The organism is Peribacillus muralis (genome assembly GCF_001645685.2).
Classification (GTDB): Bacteria; Bacillota; Bacilli; order Bacillales; family DSM-1321; genus Peribacillus; species Peribacillus muralis_A.
In genome coordinates this window covers 1,882,092-1,899,840 of the sequence record NZ_CP017080.1, presented here as the reverse complement: position 1 = coordinate 1,899,840, position 17,749 = coordinate 1,882,092, and the positions used below count along the sequence as shown (strand labels likewise).

General features: G+C 35.9%; 23 protein-coding genes and 4 pseudogenes. 2 read left to right on the top strand and 25 right to left on the bottom strand.

Annotated features, from left to right (window positions below):
• Nucleotides 1-119 precede the first annotated feature (119 nt).
• The 19 genes and pseudogenes from ABE28_RS09280 to ABE28_RS24965 all read right to left on the bottom strand — a co-directional run bounded on the left by ABE28_RS09280 (nt 120) and on the right by ABE28_RS24965 (nt 12,505).
• Nucleotides 120-362: a hypothetical protein gene (locus ABE28_RS09280; RefSeq protein ID WP_064466340.1), complete on the bottom strand. Its 243-nt coding sequence runs from the start codon at nt 360-362 to the stop codon at nt 120-122.
• Nucleotides 363-376: 14 nt separating this feature from the next.
• Nucleotides 377-1,090: a hypothetical protein gene (locus ABE28_RS09275; RefSeq protein WP_064466341.1), complete on the bottom strand. Its 714-nt coding sequence runs from the start codon at nt 1,088-1,090 to the stop codon at nt 377-379.
• A 298-nt stretch (nt 1,091-1,388) separates the two neighbouring features.
• A complete protein-coding gene (locus tag ABE28_RS09270) occupies nt 1,389-2,363 on the bottom strand; it encodes a peptidoglycan-binding protein (RefSeq protein ID WP_064466342.1) in 975 nt (324 codons plus the stop codon).
• A gap of 56 nt (nt 2,364-2,419) precedes the next feature.
• Nucleotides 2,420-2,665 (bottom strand): SPP1 phage holin family protein, encoded by a 246-nt coding sequence (locus ABE28_RS09265; protein WP_257390755.1) that lies wholly within the window; start codon nt 2,663-2,665, stop codon nt 2,420-2,422.
• Nucleotides 2,658-2,972, bottom strand: a complete 315-nt coding sequence (locus ABE28_RS25465; RefSeq protein WP_167353372.1) for a hypothetical protein — start codon at nt 2,970-2,972, stop codon at nt 2,658-2,660. Before ABE28_RS25465 ends, ABE28_RS09265 begins: the two co-directional genes overlap by 8 nt.
• Nucleotides 2,973-2,984: 12 nt before the next feature.
• Nucleotides 2,985-3,206: a hypothetical protein gene (locus tag ABE28_RS09255; protein WP_064466343.1), complete on the bottom strand. Its 222-nt coding sequence runs from the start codon at nt 3,204-3,206 to the stop codon at nt 2,985-2,987.
• Nucleotides 3,200-3,634, bottom strand: a complete 435-nt coding sequence (locus ABE28_RS09250; RefSeq protein WP_064466344.1) for a hypothetical protein — start codon at nt 3,632-3,634, stop codon at nt 3,200-3,202. Before ABE28_RS09250 ends, ABE28_RS09255 begins: the two co-directional genes overlap by 7 nt.
• A 12-nt stretch (nt 3,635-3,646) precedes the next feature.
• Complete coding sequence (locus ABE28_RS25945) at nt 3,647-4,627, bottom strand: tail fiber domain-containing protein (protein WP_064466345.1); 981 nt, start codon at nt 4,625-4,627, stop codon at nt 3,647-3,649.
• A gap of 98 nt (nt 4,628-4,725) precedes the next feature.
• Nucleotides 4,726-5,082 (bottom strand): annotated as a pseudogene (locus ABE28_RS25940) (phage major capsid protein); the annotation flags it as partial.
• 368 nt (nt 5,083-5,450) lie between these two features.
• A pseudogene (locus tag ABE28_RS09240) lies at nt 5,451-5,927 on the bottom strand (HK97 family phage prohead protease); the annotation flags it as partial.
• Nucleotides 5,914-7,122 (bottom strand): annotated as a pseudogene (locus tag ABE28_RS09235) (phage portal protein). The pseudogenes ABE28_RS09240 and ABE28_RS09235, both read right to left, overlap by 14 nt.
• Nucleotides 7,119-8,849 (bottom strand): annotated as a pseudogene (locus ABE28_RS09230) (terminase large subunit). The pseudogenes ABE28_RS09235 and ABE28_RS09230 overlap by 4 nt, the downstream one beginning before the upstream one ends.
• The gene (locus ABE28_RS09225) at nt 8,846-9,286 is read right to left on the bottom strand and encodes a P27 family phage terminase small subunit (protein ID WP_064466346.1); all 441 of its coding nucleotides are present in this window, start codon (nt 9,284-9,286) and stop codon (nt 8,846-8,848) included. Before ABE28_RS09225 ends, ABE28_RS09230 begins: the two are co-directional and overlap by 4 nt.
• A 72-nt stretch (nt 9,287-9,358) precedes the next feature.
• On the bottom strand, nt 9,359-9,775 hold the full coding sequence (locus ABE28_RS09220) for an HNH endonuclease (RefSeq protein ID WP_069191707.1): 417 nt from the start codon (nt 9,773-9,775) through the stop codon (nt 9,359-9,361).
• The gene (locus ABE28_RS09215; protein ID WP_064466347.1) at nt 9,772-10,137 is read right to left on the bottom strand and encodes a hypothetical protein; all 366 of its coding nucleotides are present in this window, start codon (nt 10,135-10,137) and stop codon (nt 9,772-9,774) included. Before ABE28_RS09215 ends, ABE28_RS09220 begins: the two co-directional genes overlap by 4 nt.
• Nucleotides 10,138-10,373: 236 nt before the next feature.
• Nucleotides 10,374-10,877, bottom strand: coding sequence for a hypothetical protein (locus tag ABE28_RS09210; RefSeq protein WP_064466348.1), 504 nt, complete (start codon nt 10,875-10,877; stop codon nt 10,374-10,376).
• Between the two features lies 1 nt (nt 10,878).
• Nucleotides 10,879-11,784, bottom strand: coding sequence for a DUF6731 family protein (locus ABE28_RS09205; protein WP_064466349.1), 906 nt, complete (start codon nt 11,782-11,784; stop codon nt 10,879-10,881).
• 94 nt (nt 11,785-11,878) lie between these two features.
• Nucleotides 11,879-12,109 (bottom strand): hypothetical protein, encoded by a 231-nt coding sequence (locus ABE28_RS09200; protein ID WP_064466350.1) that lies wholly within the window; start codon nt 12,107-12,109, stop codon nt 11,879-11,881.
• Nucleotides 12,110-12,217: 108 nt separating this feature from the next.
• Complete coding sequence (locus ABE28_RS24965; RefSeq protein ID WP_064466351.1) at nt 12,218-12,505, bottom strand: hypothetical protein; 288 nt, start codon at nt 12,503-12,505, stop codon at nt 12,218-12,220.
• A 458-nt stretch (nt 12,506-12,963) separates the two neighbouring features.
• Between ABE28_RS24965 and ABE28_RS24435 the strand changes: the two genes are divergently transcribed.
• Nucleotides 12,964-14,297, top strand: a protein-coding gene (locus ABE28_RS24435; protein ID WP_156775727.1) for an IS3 family transposase whose coding sequence is annotated in 2 segments (ribosomal slippage) — nt 12,964-13,336 and nt 13,336-14,297 — 1,335 coding nt in all. Because the reading frame shifts where the segments join, the coding sequence is not laid out codon by codon here.
• Between the two features lie 98 nt (nt 14,298-14,395).
• Here the strand turns inward: ABE28_RS24435 and ABE28_RS09180 are convergent.
• The 3 genes from ABE28_RS09180 to ABE28_RS09170 all read right to left on the bottom strand — a co-directional run bounded on the left by ABE28_RS09180 (nt 14,396) and on the right by ABE28_RS09170 (nt 16,256).
• Nucleotides 14,396-14,617, bottom strand: a complete 222-nt coding sequence (locus ABE28_RS09180) for a hypothetical protein (RefSeq protein WP_064465774.1) — start codon at nt 14,615-14,617, stop codon at nt 14,396-14,398.
• A 404-nt stretch (nt 14,618-15,021) separates the two neighbouring features.
• Entirely contained in the window at nt 15,022-15,588 is a 567-nt protein-coding gene (locus tag ABE28_RS09175; protein ID WP_064465775.1) for a hypothetical protein, read from the bottom strand.
• 422 nt (nt 15,589-16,010) lie between these two features.
• Complete coding sequence (locus ABE28_RS09170) at nt 16,011-16,256, bottom strand: YjcQ family protein (protein WP_064465776.1); 246 nt, start codon at nt 16,254-16,256, stop codon at nt 16,011-16,013.
• A gap of 145 nt (nt 16,257-16,401) precedes the next feature.
• Between ABE28_RS09170 and ABE28_RS09165 the strand changes: the two genes are divergently transcribed.
• Complete coding sequence (locus ABE28_RS09165) at nt 16,402-16,644, top strand: hypothetical protein (RefSeq protein ID WP_064465777.1); 243 nt, start codon at nt 16,402-16,404, stop codon at nt 16,642-16,644.
• 67 nt (nt 16,645-16,711) lie between these two features.
• On the opposite strand, the gene ABE28_RS09160 is transcribed toward ABE28_RS09165, so the two are convergent.
• The 3 genes from ABE28_RS09160 to ABE28_RS25460 all read right to left on the bottom strand — a co-directional run bounded on the left by ABE28_RS09160 (nt 16,712) and on the right by ABE28_RS25460 (nt 17,722).
• Complete coding sequence (locus tag ABE28_RS09160) at nt 16,712-16,936, bottom strand: hypothetical protein (RefSeq protein WP_064465778.1); 225 nt, start codon at nt 16,934-16,936, stop codon at nt 16,712-16,714.
• A gap of 135 nt (nt 16,937-17,071) precedes the next feature.
• Entirely contained in the window at nt 17,072-17,566 is a 495-nt protein-coding gene (locus ABE28_RS09155) for a sigma-70 family RNA polymerase sigma factor (RefSeq protein WP_064465779.1), read from the bottom strand.
• Nucleotides 17,567-17,581: 15 nt separating this feature from the next.
• Nucleotides 17,582-17,722, bottom strand: a complete 141-nt coding sequence (locus ABE28_RS25460) for a hypothetical protein (protein ID WP_167353394.1) — start codon at nt 17,720-17,722, stop codon at nt 17,582-17,584.
• Nucleotides 17,723-17,749: the final 27 nt, after the last annotated feature.

Below are 17,749 nucleotides of genomic sequence, written 5' to 3'. Positions count from 1 at the left end.
TGATACATAAAAGTCAAGGCTTAAAAAAAGAAGACAACTATTAAGGTATCGACAGGAAAATGCAAAAAAAATCATACATGGCTGTATAAAAGAAAAGCCCTCATCGAAGAGGGCTTGAATTACTTATTTGAATAGTTTTTTTTATCAACATCACTATTCTTGAAATATGTTAACAGTATAATATTAACAAATATTATGCCTACCAAAGAAAAAATCCCTTGCAAGAAATATCTAATATTATAAAAAGCTTCAGTTCTATCTTCTTTAGCCAATGGATATATTGATTCTAGTAGACTAGGAATCTGCAGACTTCCAATAATTATAATTAGCATAAAAATTATAGCTATATATTTTTTTTTCATTTAAACTTCATCCTTTATTTATAGGTATATACTTTTTTATATGATACTCCATAAGCTTTTTTTGCTTTTCCTGTTCCCATTTTAGTCCAACTAAAGGCATTCCACGGCATTTTATGTACATCATATAGTTTAGTTTTGTATACAGGATACGCCGTCATTTTACATGTTTTAACTTTTTTTCCATTCACTTTACTCGGTACTCTATATTGACCAGAAATCGTTATAGATGTTGAACCCGTAACACTATACCCTAGAGCCCCTGATAGTGCAGCATTACTAGCACCAAAATCTGCACTAACTGTAGTGGCCACTGATTTTGTCTGACCAATATTTAATAATATTCCTACCTCACCAATAGCAGTGGCAATTCCGCTAGATCCTGTTACATCAGAGCCTCCTCGTACATTATTAACTTTATACTGATTAATTATAGCACGTGGGGTGGGGGTAGTTTCATTTTCGGTATCATTATTCTCTATTAATAATGACTCATCAAGAACAATTAACTCTTCTACATTTGGATCACTTAGATAATCATTAATCATGGAGTTTTGTTCACTAACTGTCATGGAATCATCTAGAGTCAATACTGTACTTTTTGTACTCTCTGAATCAATTTCATTATTAATTGATCCATCTTGTGCATATCCCACGCTCGGTAAGATTCCTCCAACTAACATAACCACTGATAAAACTACTATCATAATCCTTGGTAATTTCTTAAACATTTTGCTCTCCCTTTTTTTATAGTACATATGCAATGCATATCTAACTATTAAAAGTGCATATGTACTATATTATTAACTTTTTATGGTTCAAATGTAATACTATACTAAATATAAAAAAAAGGAAAGAGTTAAACGAATAATCTTTGAGTTCTTTCAGTGTGGTAGAATAATATTTTATATTGAACTTCATATTATTACCTCTAATTAAAAAGCCCCAACTCAAAGCGAGTAAGGGCATTTTTAATGGAGTTACCTGTGGAGTTAGTACCATAATCATTCTTTCTCAAATGTTTTTTATTTATGCAGCAAATAATTCAGCGAAAGAAGCTTTGCCGGCCTTTTTATCAGCAGTAATCTTTTTGGCTTTCTGGTACTTTTCCAATGCCGTTTCAGTACCTTCCCCAAAGATGGAATCGAGTGATCCCGGGTTATATCCTTCAATGTAAAGTGTAGCCTGCAGAATCCAAGTTAAATTGCCTTTTGCACCCTTTTGAACAGTGACAATGGCTGCCTTAGTCTTGGCTCCCCATTTTCCGTCCACAACCAACTTTTTATTGAACTGCTTGTTAAGTTCTGTTTGTAATGCTTTGATAAGCGCGGACTTCGTTTTTGGACCTGGAATACCGTCCTCAATGAGGTTACACCGATACCTGCTATTTAGTGTTTTTTGAATAGAGATAACAGTGATATCTCCTTTGCCTTTCGAAGGCTTCTTACTTACCTCAGGAGCTACTTCTTTTTTAGGTGAACCAGCATCAACAACTTCTGTACCTGTCTTAAACTTCAAGGTTAGATTCGGTCTTTTTCCGGCCTGCAGCTGTGCAAAGGACAAGCCACCTGTCATTTCTAAATGTGGATAATCCTTAAAGCCTGTCCAATCTACCCCCCATTTGAAGCCAAGTTCTTTCCTAATGTCAGCTACACGTCTCCATTTTGCATTTACCGTCCACAAAGCTGTTTTTCCATCATCACTCACAAGGAAATAATCAATGGCATATCCATAATTGTGAATGGATTGTCCAGGTTTCGCTTGCGTCACTTTTGGCTTGGCTAAATTGCTATAATTTTTACCCTTGTAGCTATAAAGACGGCTTTGACCGTATAGGGTAGCCTGTTCTTCCATTGACCGATAACCTGAACTTATTTGGACGTATATCCCTTCCTTATATGCTCGTTTTATCATTTCCAATGCCGAGGCCTTCACCACTGAATTCATATAAGAACCCATATTTTTATTTGAACGATCTAATAAAGTTTGCAATGCTACTGTCATTTTCCATCGTCTCCTTTTCATGTATGTTCATAATAAAAAGCCACCCGATGGGCAGCTCATTTAAATCCTTGTTCTTTTAAAAATTCTTCTTGTTCCTTGGCTTTATTGGTTAGGAGGTATTGATTCTTGTAAACGCCATATAAAGCAAAACCCAGAGGAACTATCGCTGTAAGGAAATTGATGAACGAATTAATGGTATTTTCATTGAACCATTCTATCTGAAACCCGATTGATTGAAAAAATAAAAGCAGCGCACCCAGTGCACCGCCTATCATCGCTATATATTGTTTGGTTTTATCCAACTCGGCTCTCTCCTTTCTTTTCGATTTGATCGATGCGCTTATGCGCCTGTATGGTACTTTCATCAATTCGAATAACCGTTCCTGACAAAGTAGTCCAACGTTGATCACTTGCTTTAAGATCAATCCGAATGGAATCCACTGATTGGCCAATATGGTCTAACTTTGTAGTGATGCTTGCTGCTTCTGCAGCTTCACTTTTCACGTCCTTATCCCGATTTCGATGAAACGTAAAAAAGCCGATGACCAATCCGGCCACGGTACAAAAAAGCCCTATGCATGTAATTAAATACCCTATTCCTATCTCCAAGAATGCCCCCTCCTATCCGACTTCTGGCTGCAATCGATTAATTAACTTGGTTCTCACCACTTCCGTTAAGGCTGGAAGAGCTTCGTTTTGTTCATACTCTTCCGCACTAAGAGGAATATACCCATTGAGAGTAATGGTCCCCTCCGGATCTTGACTTTGGAACTGCACATGAACCGTAGAAACGACCCCTTCTGCATAACGGATGGTGGTAGATGTGATTTGAATATTTAGCATGATTCTTCCCCTCCTTTTTCCTGTGAGTTTTCAAATGCCGTGAACAAATGTTCAAACGCGTCTGCCTCTTTACCTGAAACCTCTTTATCAAAATTCTCGATAATTCCCTTCAAGGTTTTCAACATACCATGGGCATCGCCTCCTTCAATGACATAGTACTCGGACAAGTATTCTCCTTGCTGCTTCTTAAACTCGGGGACATCCTCAATGGCAAAACTACCGTCGTCCTTTTTATTAGGGTCCCCATTCGCATCTATACCGGCAAATTCTTTAATCAACTGCAACTCCTCTTCTGATACCTGTTTCAGTTTTTCAGATAGCAGTTTGATAAAACGTGTGCGGTGAATGGATTGCTTTCCTTTTAAATTCATGGATGACAAAAAATGAATGGAATCCACTAAATAGGAATATTGAATGTTTACTTGCATGTCATTTCCTCCTTAGGCCGCGTCAAGGCGGTCTTCTAACTGTTTTATTTTTTGTTTTAAATATTGGTTTTCAATTTCTAACAGATTAATGCGATCAGTATGAGTATCAACCTTTGAATCAAGTATCTGAATGGCCGCTGTGTTGAGTGATGTCACCTTATAGATATTGATGGCACTCATGTCTGTCGTGGCTATCATCATGTTCTCTTCACTAATGAACCCCACTTGTCGATTAGTAAAAATTCCTTCTGCCAAGTCTGCTTTCAGGTCATATTCTACGACTTTTAATTGATTAACCTGTTTAAGGGCATCAAACGTCAGGTTCTTTATATTCGTTTTATATATCCTTGAAGAGGATGTATTGAATGCACTGGCTCTCATCGCTCTGTAATTATCGCCGTTCACATCCATGGATCGAACTTCCACTCTTGATCTCAGCATGATATAGTCCCCAAAATACATAACCAGGTGCATGTTCCTCTCACTATTCCAGATCCCGACAGCCCCCTGCCAATTCTTATCGGAACTTTGGAAAGTCAGGATGGTTCCTGAGGTGGCTGTATACGCTGATGTTCGTCTTAATGACAAAATATTATTGGTGGATTCTATGGCGGCTCCTCCACCAGAATTAATCGTTAAATATTGGCCTGACCCGGTTTTGATATCCATATTGTAGGCCGCTTCAATCAAGGTGTTTTGACCAGAGTAAATATGCATACCCAGCCCCGCAACATCGCCATTAAGCGTTTCATCCGCGAAGAAATCAATGAATCTAGCGTCCTTATAATCAACGGATCCTGAGTGTACTTCACGCTGGGACGTAACGGTTTTATCTGTAAATGTCAGCCAACTTTCTTGCGTGTTTTTCTTTGAGCCGTTGACTCTCTTCTCGGTAATTCGCGCTCTTAGTGCTCCATCATAGGAATCAATGAAGGCTGTATACACGGCCGTATTTTCTTCAATGTTTACACCAGACATTTTCATCAATTTCATTGTTACTGTTGCTAAAGCATCAAATTCTGCTGGATCAAGAAGAATTTCATCAAATTCAATATCAGTTTCAGCAATTTCCTGAGTGCGTTCTTTCTTATTTACATTAGATACTTCACATTACCTTTTGTTCTATGGACAGAGCCATATTTACGTAATAAATTTTCTTCTTGAGCATAAGTAATAATTTCAGTAGCAATTAATTCCGGAATAGTGACGGACCCATTACCTACTTCAATACCAAGTGAACGTGCTTGGCCTTCTGTGATTTTACCTACTACAAAATTAGCAAATGCGGAACGAATTTCTTTTTCTTTTTTCTTAGTAGACTTAGAACCGCGAGTGGAAAGTGCTTTCCCGATTTGTGACATGGCCGCATTACGGTGCTCTTGTGAAATAACAGATGAACGCTGACCTTCCCTCTCATCCGTTTGTTCATCTTCTTGATCGTCTTTTGATGGACCTTCTCCTTCTGAACCCTTAGAGTCTTCTTCTCCATCACGACTTTCTTCTCCCTTAGATCCAGCACCATCACCTTCGGGAAATCTTCACGTTCTTCGCTTTCATCGAGATTTGCTAATGCATCAGCAATTTCTTGCGCTTCATCCGCAAGATCCTGTACTTCTGTTTGAACAGCTTCTAAATCATCAGCGCGAACTTCATTCTTTTCTAATTTACTACGCAATTCTGTTAAGCGTTGGTTATTTCGTTTTTGCAAAGCTAGTAATAGTTTTTTTTCATTTAATTTTCCCTCCAAAGTATTATTTATTGTTTTGATTATGGACATCCTTTGTTCAAGTGAATTATCTTCCTCTTTACTTCTTACCAGTGATGCCTCGGTACCATCGTAAGCCGGAATAGAAACTACCGATATTTCAAACAATTCCACTTCATTCACCGTTCTAACATACGGTTCCACCGAATAATCCCAAGTCTCCTTAGTTACCCAAAAACCAAATGAACATTGATTAATATCACCTCGGGACATACTCTCAGCTAAATCACGAGCAATTGTCGTATTCGGCAATTCAATTTCAAATTTTAATCCTCGTTCATCCTCTTCGAGTTTCAATGTGCCGCTTTTGGTACGTCCCAACACGTTATCCCAGTTATGGTTGAATAATGCTCTAATATCTCCGTTTTCAAAAAGAGAACGGGAGAAAGCTCCTGGAGCAATCATTTCAGTAAACCAATCCCCGATTATTGTCGGTGAATTAAACACAGCTGCATTACCGGTTATCACCGATGGAGTATCCTCAGTAGCATCACGAGTTGTCAATTGGGTGATGTCAAATGTCCTCATTGCCTTTTGCTTTGCCACTTCCGTCACCTCCCTTCAAGCTATCATCTGTAGCTTTTTTCTCTCCTAATTTTGATAGATCATTAGATATATAGATTGCTTGTGCTTCTGGTGTATTTTGCTTAGGGAAACCAAGCATTTCAGCAATGTTATCTGGTGATGTAATTCCAGTACGAACAATGTTATAGCCGATGTTGGTTTTAGTGCTGTAGCTGACAAAATCCAGAATGTTCATTTTTAGTTTGATTCTTAATTTGGAATCACAACCAAAAAAAAGAAGACTCAAATGGTCCTCGAAATTCTTCATTATGGGTTTAACTGCTTTATTGTGCAAATACATCATGGCCTTTTCTAAATCAGACTTTAATAACGACGTGTACGTGTCCACGTTTATACCCAAGAACTTCCCTAAATCCTTCTTATAGACATTTAATTTAAGATAGGAAAGGGTCTTTTCGTCCTCTATAGGGCTTTTAAGAGTGTCTATCTTGTACCCTTTTCCTAAATCATTTTTACAGACCGAGATTCGTCTATTTGTTCCAACTGATCCAGTATCGCTTTAATTAATTTCGATTGGGCCCCATTCTGTGGGTTGATATGGGCATCTAATTCCAAAAGGAAGGCTAAGAAGTCCGCCTTTCTTATATTTGTCTGTAAGGACCTTTTCTGCACTCAAGACGCCTTCGAGCGTTTCTTTACCTAATTGCATTAAACCGACACCGTTAAGATGATTAGTTCCGATATTTTTAATATGCCTAATCATAAAGTTAGGAATTTCTGCTCCACCAATCTTAAAATGCTCTATGAGTCTATCGTCTAACTCCGTATAAACATTGGTAGCAAGATGCATTTGATTACCGTCCAATATCGGAAAAACTTCTCCTTGCAATAAATACGTATTGGTCATAAGTTTCTTGAATTCGGAACCTGTTAAATAATTATTTGGATTCTCTAGAGTTTTTAATGCCTTATGTTTTTTAAATCCCTGGCCGTTCTCGTCTTCCACAACAAACTCAGCCAGCATAATTTGATTACTAATATCCTGCATCAATTCGTAAACATCACTCGACTCTAAAATGCTCTCGTCATTTACATAGCGACCACCAAAACGAATAGAGCTTGAATATACATCTTCTGTCCAGCCACGTTTTTCAGCTAGTCTATATAAAAAGTTTGAGAACCCATCTCTTAATCTCAAATCTTATCACCCCCTCCCCTGTAAATATCGCTAATCAATTCGTCCATTCCATTCTCAGCTATATCATCCATGACCATCATGGTTTCTTTATGAGCAACTAAAAAAGCGACATATCCATCAATTTTCTTTTTGGATTGGCTCTTAGACGGACCTTTCATTCCATTCATATTCGTAATAACTACTAGATTCAAAGCACAGTAAATAAATAAAGGATTGTCCGTAAACAATCTCTTTTCATAAATTAATCGCTCTGCATCATCAATCATGACATTGGGATACTGGTTAACTACAATACATTCCAAACCAAGATTTTCACATTTCTCAATGAGTTTTTGAGACATGGCAGGATCATAATTTAATTGTCGTATATTATATAAATCCATACACTCTTTTATATAATCCAGCACCTGGTCTTGATCTATCATTTTCCCATCACAGAACTGAACGTAACCCTGCTCTACCATTTCCGTGTAGGGTACATTGTCCTCTTTTTCTCTGAATTCAATATCAGCATTAGGAATAAAATACATTTGTTTTACTTTCAAAATAGCTTTTCCTTCCTCATCATAGGTTGGAAAATTCAAATTTACACACGTTAAGTCGGTCGTCTTTGATAAGTCCAATCCAATATAACAAGTTTCCCCAGTAAAATCCCCTAGGTCATTCACCAGGACATGAGCAACCTGATCTTGTTCAAAGAAATTATTTGCTCCATTTACAAAAACATTCAAGTGCTTGGAAAGAAATTCAGCTTTCTTATGAGCAGAACGTGCTGCAGAAATGAATTCCGTTTCGACGGCACTCATTGTAACAGAAACACGAATGTTTGGATTGACCATTTCCCACACTTTACGGTCTGTCCAATCATAATTCTTATTTGGTTCGTAAACCATGACAAAACTAGCATCATTATCGTCATTTTTTAAGACTTCTTTTGCTTCACGATAAACGCGCATCCCCACACTGGACGAGCCTTTTCCAGCTGTCGAGATATTAAACATAATCGGTTCATCCCGAGAAATCTGAGCCGATTTAAAGTTATCGTATTGCTCCATGTTTTCCTGTTTGTGCAGCTCGTCATTTAATACAAAGTGAGGATTGGAACCTTCTATAGAATCTATATTTTTACTCATAACAATAAAAGTATTTGTGTACGCTAAATCGTTATGAATGTAATCGTATGTGACACTTGTTACTGTTCCTTTTGGGCCTTTATAAATTTTCGAAACATTCAATAGTGCATCATGATTAAGGATGGTGGCAGCAAATGGTTTAGCTGCAAATTGAGCTTGGTTAAAATCACTAGCCCAACAATAACAATCTGCACCAAGTACTCCCTCGCCATACATTGAATACCCAAGAGCACCAACCGCAAGTAAAGTCTTCCCGTTCTTTTAAGGAATTTGAATGTAAGATTCCCTCGTAACGCGTATCACCTTACCAGCTTCGTTATAGTGTACCCATCCATAAATCCACGAGTACGCAAACTTCTCCCAATCTTCCAGAATAAATGTTTGACCCGCAAGACTACCTTTCGTGTGGCGGACAAAAGTTTCTACCCAATCCATCATTTCATTTGCCCGGTCTACATCAAACCAAATATCTTTACGCTTTTTCCACTTGTACCAACGATCTACCATCAACTTAATCGTATTATGGTATTTTTTCGAATTTTTTCTTACCTTCTTGGCGAATATATCGGCATAATTAACTCCACGTTCAATCATGTAGAATTCCGCCATTTTCCCCTATGTTCCGCTAATGCATCTTTTGGTTTCTCAACAGGTTTTTCCATCTTTTCGTTCTTCCCTACAGAAGAACCACCCGTAACAATCTTTGATGATTTCGATTTGTTGGTTAGACCAAGCATATCCAAAGCTTTCGTTTTCTTTTCAGACCAAGTTTCAACTTGCTGCGCTAATGGATGTTTTGAATTATTTGTGTCTCCTGCTTTGTTGGTGTGACGTTGAGTTGGAGGGAAGCCTTTTTCCTTCCACTGCAAATGCATGGTTGTATAAATTTCATAGATATCAAGATAAGATTCTAATAATGGATCCAACGTGAGGGTGTAAATATCTGCATCCCTCATGATCTTTAAAATACGATTTTTTTCACCTTCTGTTTTAGTTGCAACGATCTTTTCTCGCTCTTTTTTGGTAGCCAATATTCACACCCCCCTTTATTTTTTTGGAATTTTGTATAACGATACGTGTGCCTACCATCTCACCGGTCTTCCTTAAGCAAATAAATTATTTTTTGGTAGGGGGACTTTAAAATAACTTGGATAAACTTTTGCCATTTTCCCCTTGTCCTTATTTTCTTCTTCCATGTGGCATGAAGGACAAAGAAGCATTAAGTTAGTGGGATCGAGTTTCAATAATGGATTTTTTTTATTGGTGACAATGTGATGAACTTGCGCTTGCTTTCCAAAGACAAACCTTCCGCATTTCTGACAGCAACCACTTTCTCGCTCATATATGAAAGACCTCCTATGTTTCCATTCCTTTGAATTATAGAAAGATTTATTTTGGTTGTGGTAAATGGTTTTCTTATTTTGCTTTCGCTTAACGGTTTCCTTAGATTTCTTATGTTCGTCACAATAGGCCCCACGATTTATCTTGTTTGTACAACCGTTAAAATCACAGTATTTCATTCTTCATCATCAGTTGACCAGTTCTCGAAGATGCACTGAGCCATATCATCACGCTTTGTTACATCCTTAGGAATCTTAATCTCCTGTTGTTCTGCAAGTGACCTAAGCTCTTTAATCGTCATTTCATTAAGCTGGTAACTTGTTTCTCCATCATTTACACCATATGGAGTTGTATCCACAAATTCATCGTTAATCAACGTCTTATCTTTACCTTTTGCTAAATCCATTCCATATATCATAGACTTTGGATTCTCTGTCATTTCAAAGTTAGGCTTCTGTCCTTTAGGTACAAATAAAACTTTCTTTTCTTTTGCATCCCAATACTCCGTACCAGATGCTGTTTTTCTTGTTTCAACTATCATGGTTTATTTCTCCCTTCTTCTTCTGTGCTTCTGTCTTGTACTCAGCCATAACCCTTTTATAATCCACCTTCTTTCTCCAAAAGAAAAAGCCATCCCATGATTGAGATAGCTCATTAGTTTAATTATTTATACATTACCCTAGTAAGTCCTTAAGAGCGTCTTGAAGAATTCTTCAAACATAGCTAGGAATACACTCACAATATTCAATATACAAAAACATCCTAACGGATCCTTAATTAAAATTCAGGGTTTCTGATCTCACCTGAATTAACTTGTTCATCTTCTTGCTTATCTTTATTTTTAAAGAATATAAAAAATGCAGTTAAAACAAAAAGAAAGCTAAAACTAAGGAATATCATTAACAAAAATATCCAAACTGAATTTACACAGTTCATAATAGCAAAACTAACCCTACCATTGGCAAAAAGAACCTGATATACAATAGTTGTGATAACTAAAACAAAGCCAATGATTAAAGCAGAAACTGAAACAAATATAAATTCAGCTCTATAATTTTTATCATTCATTATTTCTTTAACCATCTTTGTGTTAAATATTGAGGCTAACACACTCAAACAAGCACCGTAAAACCCTAGAGAAATACTTGAAAGCAATAAGATTCCATCAAGAGCTTTTTCAAATCCTTCAAATTTAAAAATCGGTAAATATATATATATAATGGTGCTAATGATTAACGATAACACTATAGCTATGGTAACGAATAAATAGCTAAACCGCATCTCAATCCATCCTTAGTATTTTATTTTTATACCCACCATCTGTCGTATTATAAAGTTCAACCATATACTCAAAAACCCTATAGGTGTTTAATTGCCTGTCAGTCCTTAAATCAACTGTTTGTGAAGCTTCAAGTTTATGGTTTATTAAGTCAATTGGTTCAACAGGCGATTCTTCATTTTCTCTAGCTCTTATTCTCAATCTTTCAACTTCTGGATCATCAATAAAGTCCTCCAGTAACTGTAGAGTGAAGTCCTGATCAATTTCTGCATCTTTTACCGCCTTTGAATTGAAAGATATCTCAATTGAAGCGACTCCTGGATTGGTATCAAATAAACGTTCAAGAAGACCATTAGCTTTTGTGCCCACAACCTTTGTCGTAATTTTTCTATAGGAAGTTTGATTAAAAGCTCTTCTTTTAGCTGTTTTATCAGTGACCATCGCGCAAGAAAAATTACTTGATACATTTGCTTGTACAACAAGAGATTCTATAAACGCTGCAATAGCAGTTGGTCCCAATGAATCCCTATTTCTTTGTATCATTAATATATGATTTTGCGAATCATAAAGCACCGTAGCTTCGTGACCTATAAATTCATCAGAGTCTAGATCTAATATCTCTGACTCCCCATGAAGAGTAGTTTTATTCGGTAAAGCATAGTTCAATCTTTCGAAAGTGAGATGAAAATACTGTGTATTAAAATCAACATTAATTTCTGAAAGTCTTGCAGGTTCATTATTATAAGAATAAACTCTTTTATATTCTGGGTCTCCGCTAGTTCTTGCCCTTTGGTATTGATCAATAATATGGTTAAAAATAGGACTTAAGTTTAACCTTACATATCTACCATCTGCATTCTGTGTCATACTTTTAAAAAAATTAAAACCAATTCTTTTCACTCTAGACATATTAATCTCCTCCACCCATTATTATGAGTAAAAGGAACTATTTTAACAACAGGTAACCTTCGACAAATAATGACAAACAAAAAAGCACCATCGGCTAGGATGATGCTTCTCTTTTCTTATCCATATAATCCTTACGCTTTACGATATCCTCTTTAAAAAACAGTCGGTCCCGAGGCAGATCTTTAATTGGAGTTAAAACTTCTCTTTTGACTAAGTTATTTAAGTTTTGCCTAGAGCATTGTAAAATATCTAATGCTTCAGTGGTGTTAATTATTTCATCCTGTACGAATGCAGCAAGTTCTTCTCTTGAATTAAATGTATACATTACGATTTCCTTTCCTGGTAACGATGATAAAGAGACAATACTTTATCGATTATCATGAGTACCATCAAGATAATAAGTAAGATTTCCAAAGTGCTCTTTAATAATCCTTCATGTACCTTGTCTTGGAAAAACAAGAGATAAGCTAAAATCACCAGTACTAAAAAGCTGTCGTAATCTATTACCCTTTTCATCATATTGTTTAACAAGTGGCATCCTGTTATAATTCTTATTAAGGAAGAGAAGCTGCGAACTTCTCTCCCTCGGCTCAAATTTTGATTGCTTACTTCCCGGTAGCGTCATTTTTGGGCTTTTTATTTTTGTAATTATGTCTAAGGTTTTTTCTACTATCATCAGCGATGTTAGTACCAACCCTAGCACGATTGCCGTTTTTGCCACTTGCTTGTCCCCCCTTTCTATATATTAATTATATCATTTATATTTACTCACGTCAATAATATTTGGAATATTTTATATATTTTTCGTTTTTCCTGAAAAGAAAAAGCATCCAATTCAATGGATGCTATCTCCTGTTTAACCCAAAACCCAAATTATAATCTTATAAAAAATAACCAGAAAAACTATTGTGGATATAAAATTTGAAATTGTATCAGGTAACTTTATTATTCGACCAAGGGTAAACTTAACGATTAATCCAACTAATAAAGGGATAACTAAAATGATTGCTAATTTTAACGCCATTCCATCCAATGTTTGTTTTAAAGGAAAACCAAACTAAATGTCTCAAAACTCATTTATGAACTATACCCCGGATAACGGACACACATAAAAAAGTGTTCCTTATCCGGGTTTTTTTATGTTTCAATGGATGTAATGAGTATGGACGGAGGGTTTCTATGAGTAAGAATATATATACTGAATTTCAAATTAAAGAACTTGAAAAGAATCCAAATATCATTAGTGCTTCCGAGCGATCTATTTCCTATAGTCCTGAATTCAAGAAAAAATCTGTTAAAGAATATAAAAAGGGGAAAGCCCCCTCTCAAATTTTCATGGACCAGGGAATTAATCTCGAAATAGTTGGAAAGAAACAACCCATACGTTGTCTACAGCGCTGGCGTAGTACCTTTGAAAGGTTTGGTGAGGAAGGCTTCCTTACGGAACGGCGTGGAAAAGGAAGTACAGGACGTCCCACTTCCAAGCCACAGTCTGTAGAGGAACAACTTAGGAAGGCCGAGGCGAGAATTAAATTCCTTGAAGCAGAAAATGACTTCCTAAAAAAGCTGGAAGAGCTAGAAAGGCAGGCTTTGAAAAAGAAATAATTCTAACTTCTGCCGAGAAGTTCTATCTGATTGAAAGGACGATTAGAATACACCAATTAAAGAAGGCTGTTTCTTATCTATGCAAATTGGCTGGTGTAAGTCGAAGTGGTTACTATGATTGGGTAAAGGCAGCTCCTTACCGGGAGCTACGTGAAGAACAGGATGGATTGGATATAGAATTGATCAGAAATATTTTCATCAGCAAAAAGGAAAAAGTAGGCGCTCTCCAAATCAAAATGATTATGGAGAATGACTACTCTGCTGTAATGAATCATAAGAAAATCAGACGGTTGATGACAAAATATAATCTCCTAGCGAAAATCAGAAGGGCGAACCCCTATAGGAAGATGGCCAAGGCAACCAAGGAGCACCTTACTTGTCCAAACCTTCTTAAACGTAAATTCAATCAGGAGGTGCCAGGGAAGGTCCTGCTTACTGACATTACCTATCTTTATTATGGGAAAGGCCAAAAAGCTTATTTATCATGCGTGAAGGATGCCGCCACAAAAGAAATCGTTACGTACCATTTATCTACTTCATTAGAAATGGATATTGTTTACGAGACCTTACATAAGCTAAAGCAGGCTGTGTGTCACGAATTCCATCCGAGTGTAATCCTTCATTCTGACCAGGGGTTCCATTACACCAATCCTCTATTTCAACGCAAAGTGAAGGAACTTGGGATAACCCAATCCATGTCCCGTAAGGGAAACTGTTGGGATAATGCGCCAATGGAAAGTTTTTTTGGCCACTTTAAGGATTTGGCAGAATATAAAACATGTACTAATTTAACGGATGTGAAGGAAGAAATTGATCGAGTTATTGAAGAATATAATGAACATCGATACCAACGGGGGTTAAAGAAAATGGCCCCGGTACAATACCGGGACCACTTATTAGCCATTTAGGCACTTTTTTATACTGTCCGTAAAATGGGGTACAGTTCATTAAAGGATATAGATATCTTTTCATTATGGAAAATTTAAAACACCCATCACTGAGTGCCTTAAGTTCCTGGTAAATAACCATGTGTAAATGAATAGTACAATACTGCTAACAGAGCTGCTGTAGCTATGTAATTAGCTAATTGTTTTGGTAATCTAATCTTAATTAGAACAATAAAAACAACTACATAAACAATTGCAAGTGAAATTAATAATCTAATGAATGGAAAAGTAATAATATTATCAAAATCAGATTTTAAAGGAGTCCAATTAATTTTTTCCATAACCCACCTCCAAAAAGTTTATCGGCGAATAGTGGATTATTTCAAGGTACATGTATAGCCCCCTTTCAATTGAAAGATACTAAATCGTATCCATCAGAAAGAAGGCAAACATGACTATTATTATAAGCGATCCGTTATTGTTGTTGATAGTTGTTTGGTTATTCAGATATCTGATCTAAACAACAAGTGATGTTCTAGGGTGCAACCTAGGGCATCACGATATATCGATATCGCTATATCGCTTTATAGGATTAATATATCCACAAATGCAAAAAATAATTAATAAAATTATATAATATTTGATACGCCACCGGAAGGCTTTGCCTAAGCCACTTTACATCACCTGCACCTCCTAGTATTGAATTGTTTTGGAGCAAAATAAAAAGGACTATAGAGTCCTTGTATTAAAATGACATTAATTTATTTTGTAAATTCTCAATAATATTAGATATTCTTTCTATAGTGTCTCCACAAATCTCTGCTGCTTGTTCTACTTGCAATTCGAAGTTTTCTACCCATTCCAATAACTCTTCCTTAGAACTATATTTATAGTATGCGTAAAAGTTATTGATTAAAGGGTCTATTGGTAGATCTCCTATAATTGACTGCTGCCAAGGTAATAAATGATTAAGCAACTGTCTCATTTCCTCTAAATGAGGTTCATAATCCGATATAACAAAAGAGTTTTTATTTTGTTCTATATTTTCAGACATTCTCTTTAATGACCATTTAAGTTTTTCACTTGTTAATAATATTCCTGCGTAATTATTCATTGTTTCGTTAAGGTTAGTTATTTTGCTTTCGATTTGACTAATTTCAATATCACTTCTATCTTGAAGATGTTTACGTCTTTCTTCTTCCAATTGGTTATCATAACGTTTGCTATCAAGTCGATGTGAAATAAACGCCCAAATAAAAGCACCTGCAGTTGCTACTGAACCTATAGCTTGAGTTAATTCAAAATAATTCATTTTTGTCCCCCACCGTTTTTAATATAAAGTATATCTTAAAGTTTCTTTTAGTTAATAGGAGAAAATGAATAAATTTTTTTCTTCTAACACATAATATTATATGACTGGGCACGGTTAGGAGCTAAATGAAGTTTTTCTTTATGTGTACAGGTAAATCAATATATATTTGGGTAGATTTTGAAAAAGGGTTCTTTAAAAAACTCTTGTTAATCGCGTCGATAGCTATAGGATTTTACTTCAGATAAAAAATAAAACAAAAAAATACAAAGTGCCCCGTCTCTTTTATAGGGATGGGGTACAAGTAAAATTATATAAAAAAACGCCACCGAAAGGTGACGCCCTAGCCATGTTCCGTTCACCACCACCTCCAAGTATTTTATTTGTACATGAGCAAAGAAAAAAAGCACCCCATTTAGTGCTTTTCAAGGTAGCCAGCTTCTTATCTCTTTGAGCCCTTTGTATGTCTTTGACAGGGTGCTATTTTTAGAAAGGTAAGTTTCCCCTTTTTTCGTTAAATATGCAGTTCCTTCAAAAAATTGCGATCTGTTATCTCCATAGTGTAACCCTTTTAAATATCCATCTCTTCTAAGATAGTTAACTGCATCATCGAACATTTCTTGTTCTAATCCAAAATCCGCCTCTGACAATACTTTATTTCCCTGATCAATTTGTTTTTATTAATACTACCATCTCCCTCTTATTATTTTATTTCAAAAAAAAAAGGTTTATTCCTCCAACATTCATACGAGTGGATAAGAGATTTAGAGGTTTTTACTTCTTCTTGCCGAATATTGTTGAAAAGGAGGTGTTACAATGACTAGTCCTTGGCTACACAACAATAAACTACAAGTTTCATTAGTAAATGCAGAAGATAATTCTTATCTAGTTTATTACACGCTTGTAGGATCTGTAATTCCTGTTTTAGTAGAAGAAGTTGAAACAGGAAAAAAAATAAAGTTTGAAGAAGTCCGCACTGAAATCGAATCAACTAGATCAGAAAGAGAATTGGATAACGCTGTTAGATTAATGATTCGTAAATTGAAAGGATCAAACTGATAAACAAGTACTTCCGAAGTGGATATCTAAAAAAGAAAAAACATCCCGGAGGATGCATGATTATATCTTATCTAGGCGACATTCTTCCGCCGTTTACAAAAGTAAATTTAATATCTTTTTTAAATTGCTGGCACGTCTCATTATTCTCTGTTTTAATAAAATGTTTATTACAGATATAATCAACTGGGCGATAGTGACAATTTCTGCAATTGTTTTTAGATTTTGTTATATTAATATTTAAGGTGGATTTTATAGCAATTCTACTTTCTTCGCTCAGAACATTTTTCGGCATAAGAAACTACCTCCCCTTAACTCTATAATACCACATTTAGTATCTGTTACCTCAAATTAGAGAAAGGGTGAATTATTTACATTTAAATATATATCTATATATATACATCATTTGTACGACAAAAAAAAACCTTTTTCATGAAACTAGAAAAAGGCTCCCGATTTTTCTTTCATTGATTTTCTTTTCTGCTCTTTCAAGATGCGTTTGAACAGTACTTTTTTTTACCCCTAATAAATCTGCAGTGTTGTCAAAGGTGAGACCTTCAACTTTAATCATCATAAATACATCCTTTTCTCTATCGCTAAGGGTACAAAGGGCATCTTCGATTAACTCCCTTTCGAAAGATGGTAATTCTTTAGAGAGTTCCTTATACACTACCTGAACAGGCAAAATGTCAAGCACACCAGGATCAGTAAGATATACCCCATTTTTATCGATTCCTCTTCTGGCATCTGGATTTCTTCCGGATTTTAACCATTCAATAGCGTATTCTAGGTCGCTGATTATGTTATTTATCAAACCTTTATCCTCTTTATCTATTAAAGAAGGATCTAATTTGCTATCAATCGTTTTCAACATCTTCCTGGCTTCTCGTAGTGACCGTTTATATTCGATAAGTAATTGTCTCACATGACCACTCCTTCATTATTTTTGTCTAAGCGATCCTCTATGCCTGCGATAAACCGGCCTGCCAATACCCATAAGTTCTTTCCATTCTCTTTCAGAAAGCTTTTGCTCGTTCGTTTGTACAGGTTGCTTCGATTTTATTTTTGCTTCTGAATTCATCCCATTGCCCCCCTATACAAAAAAAGA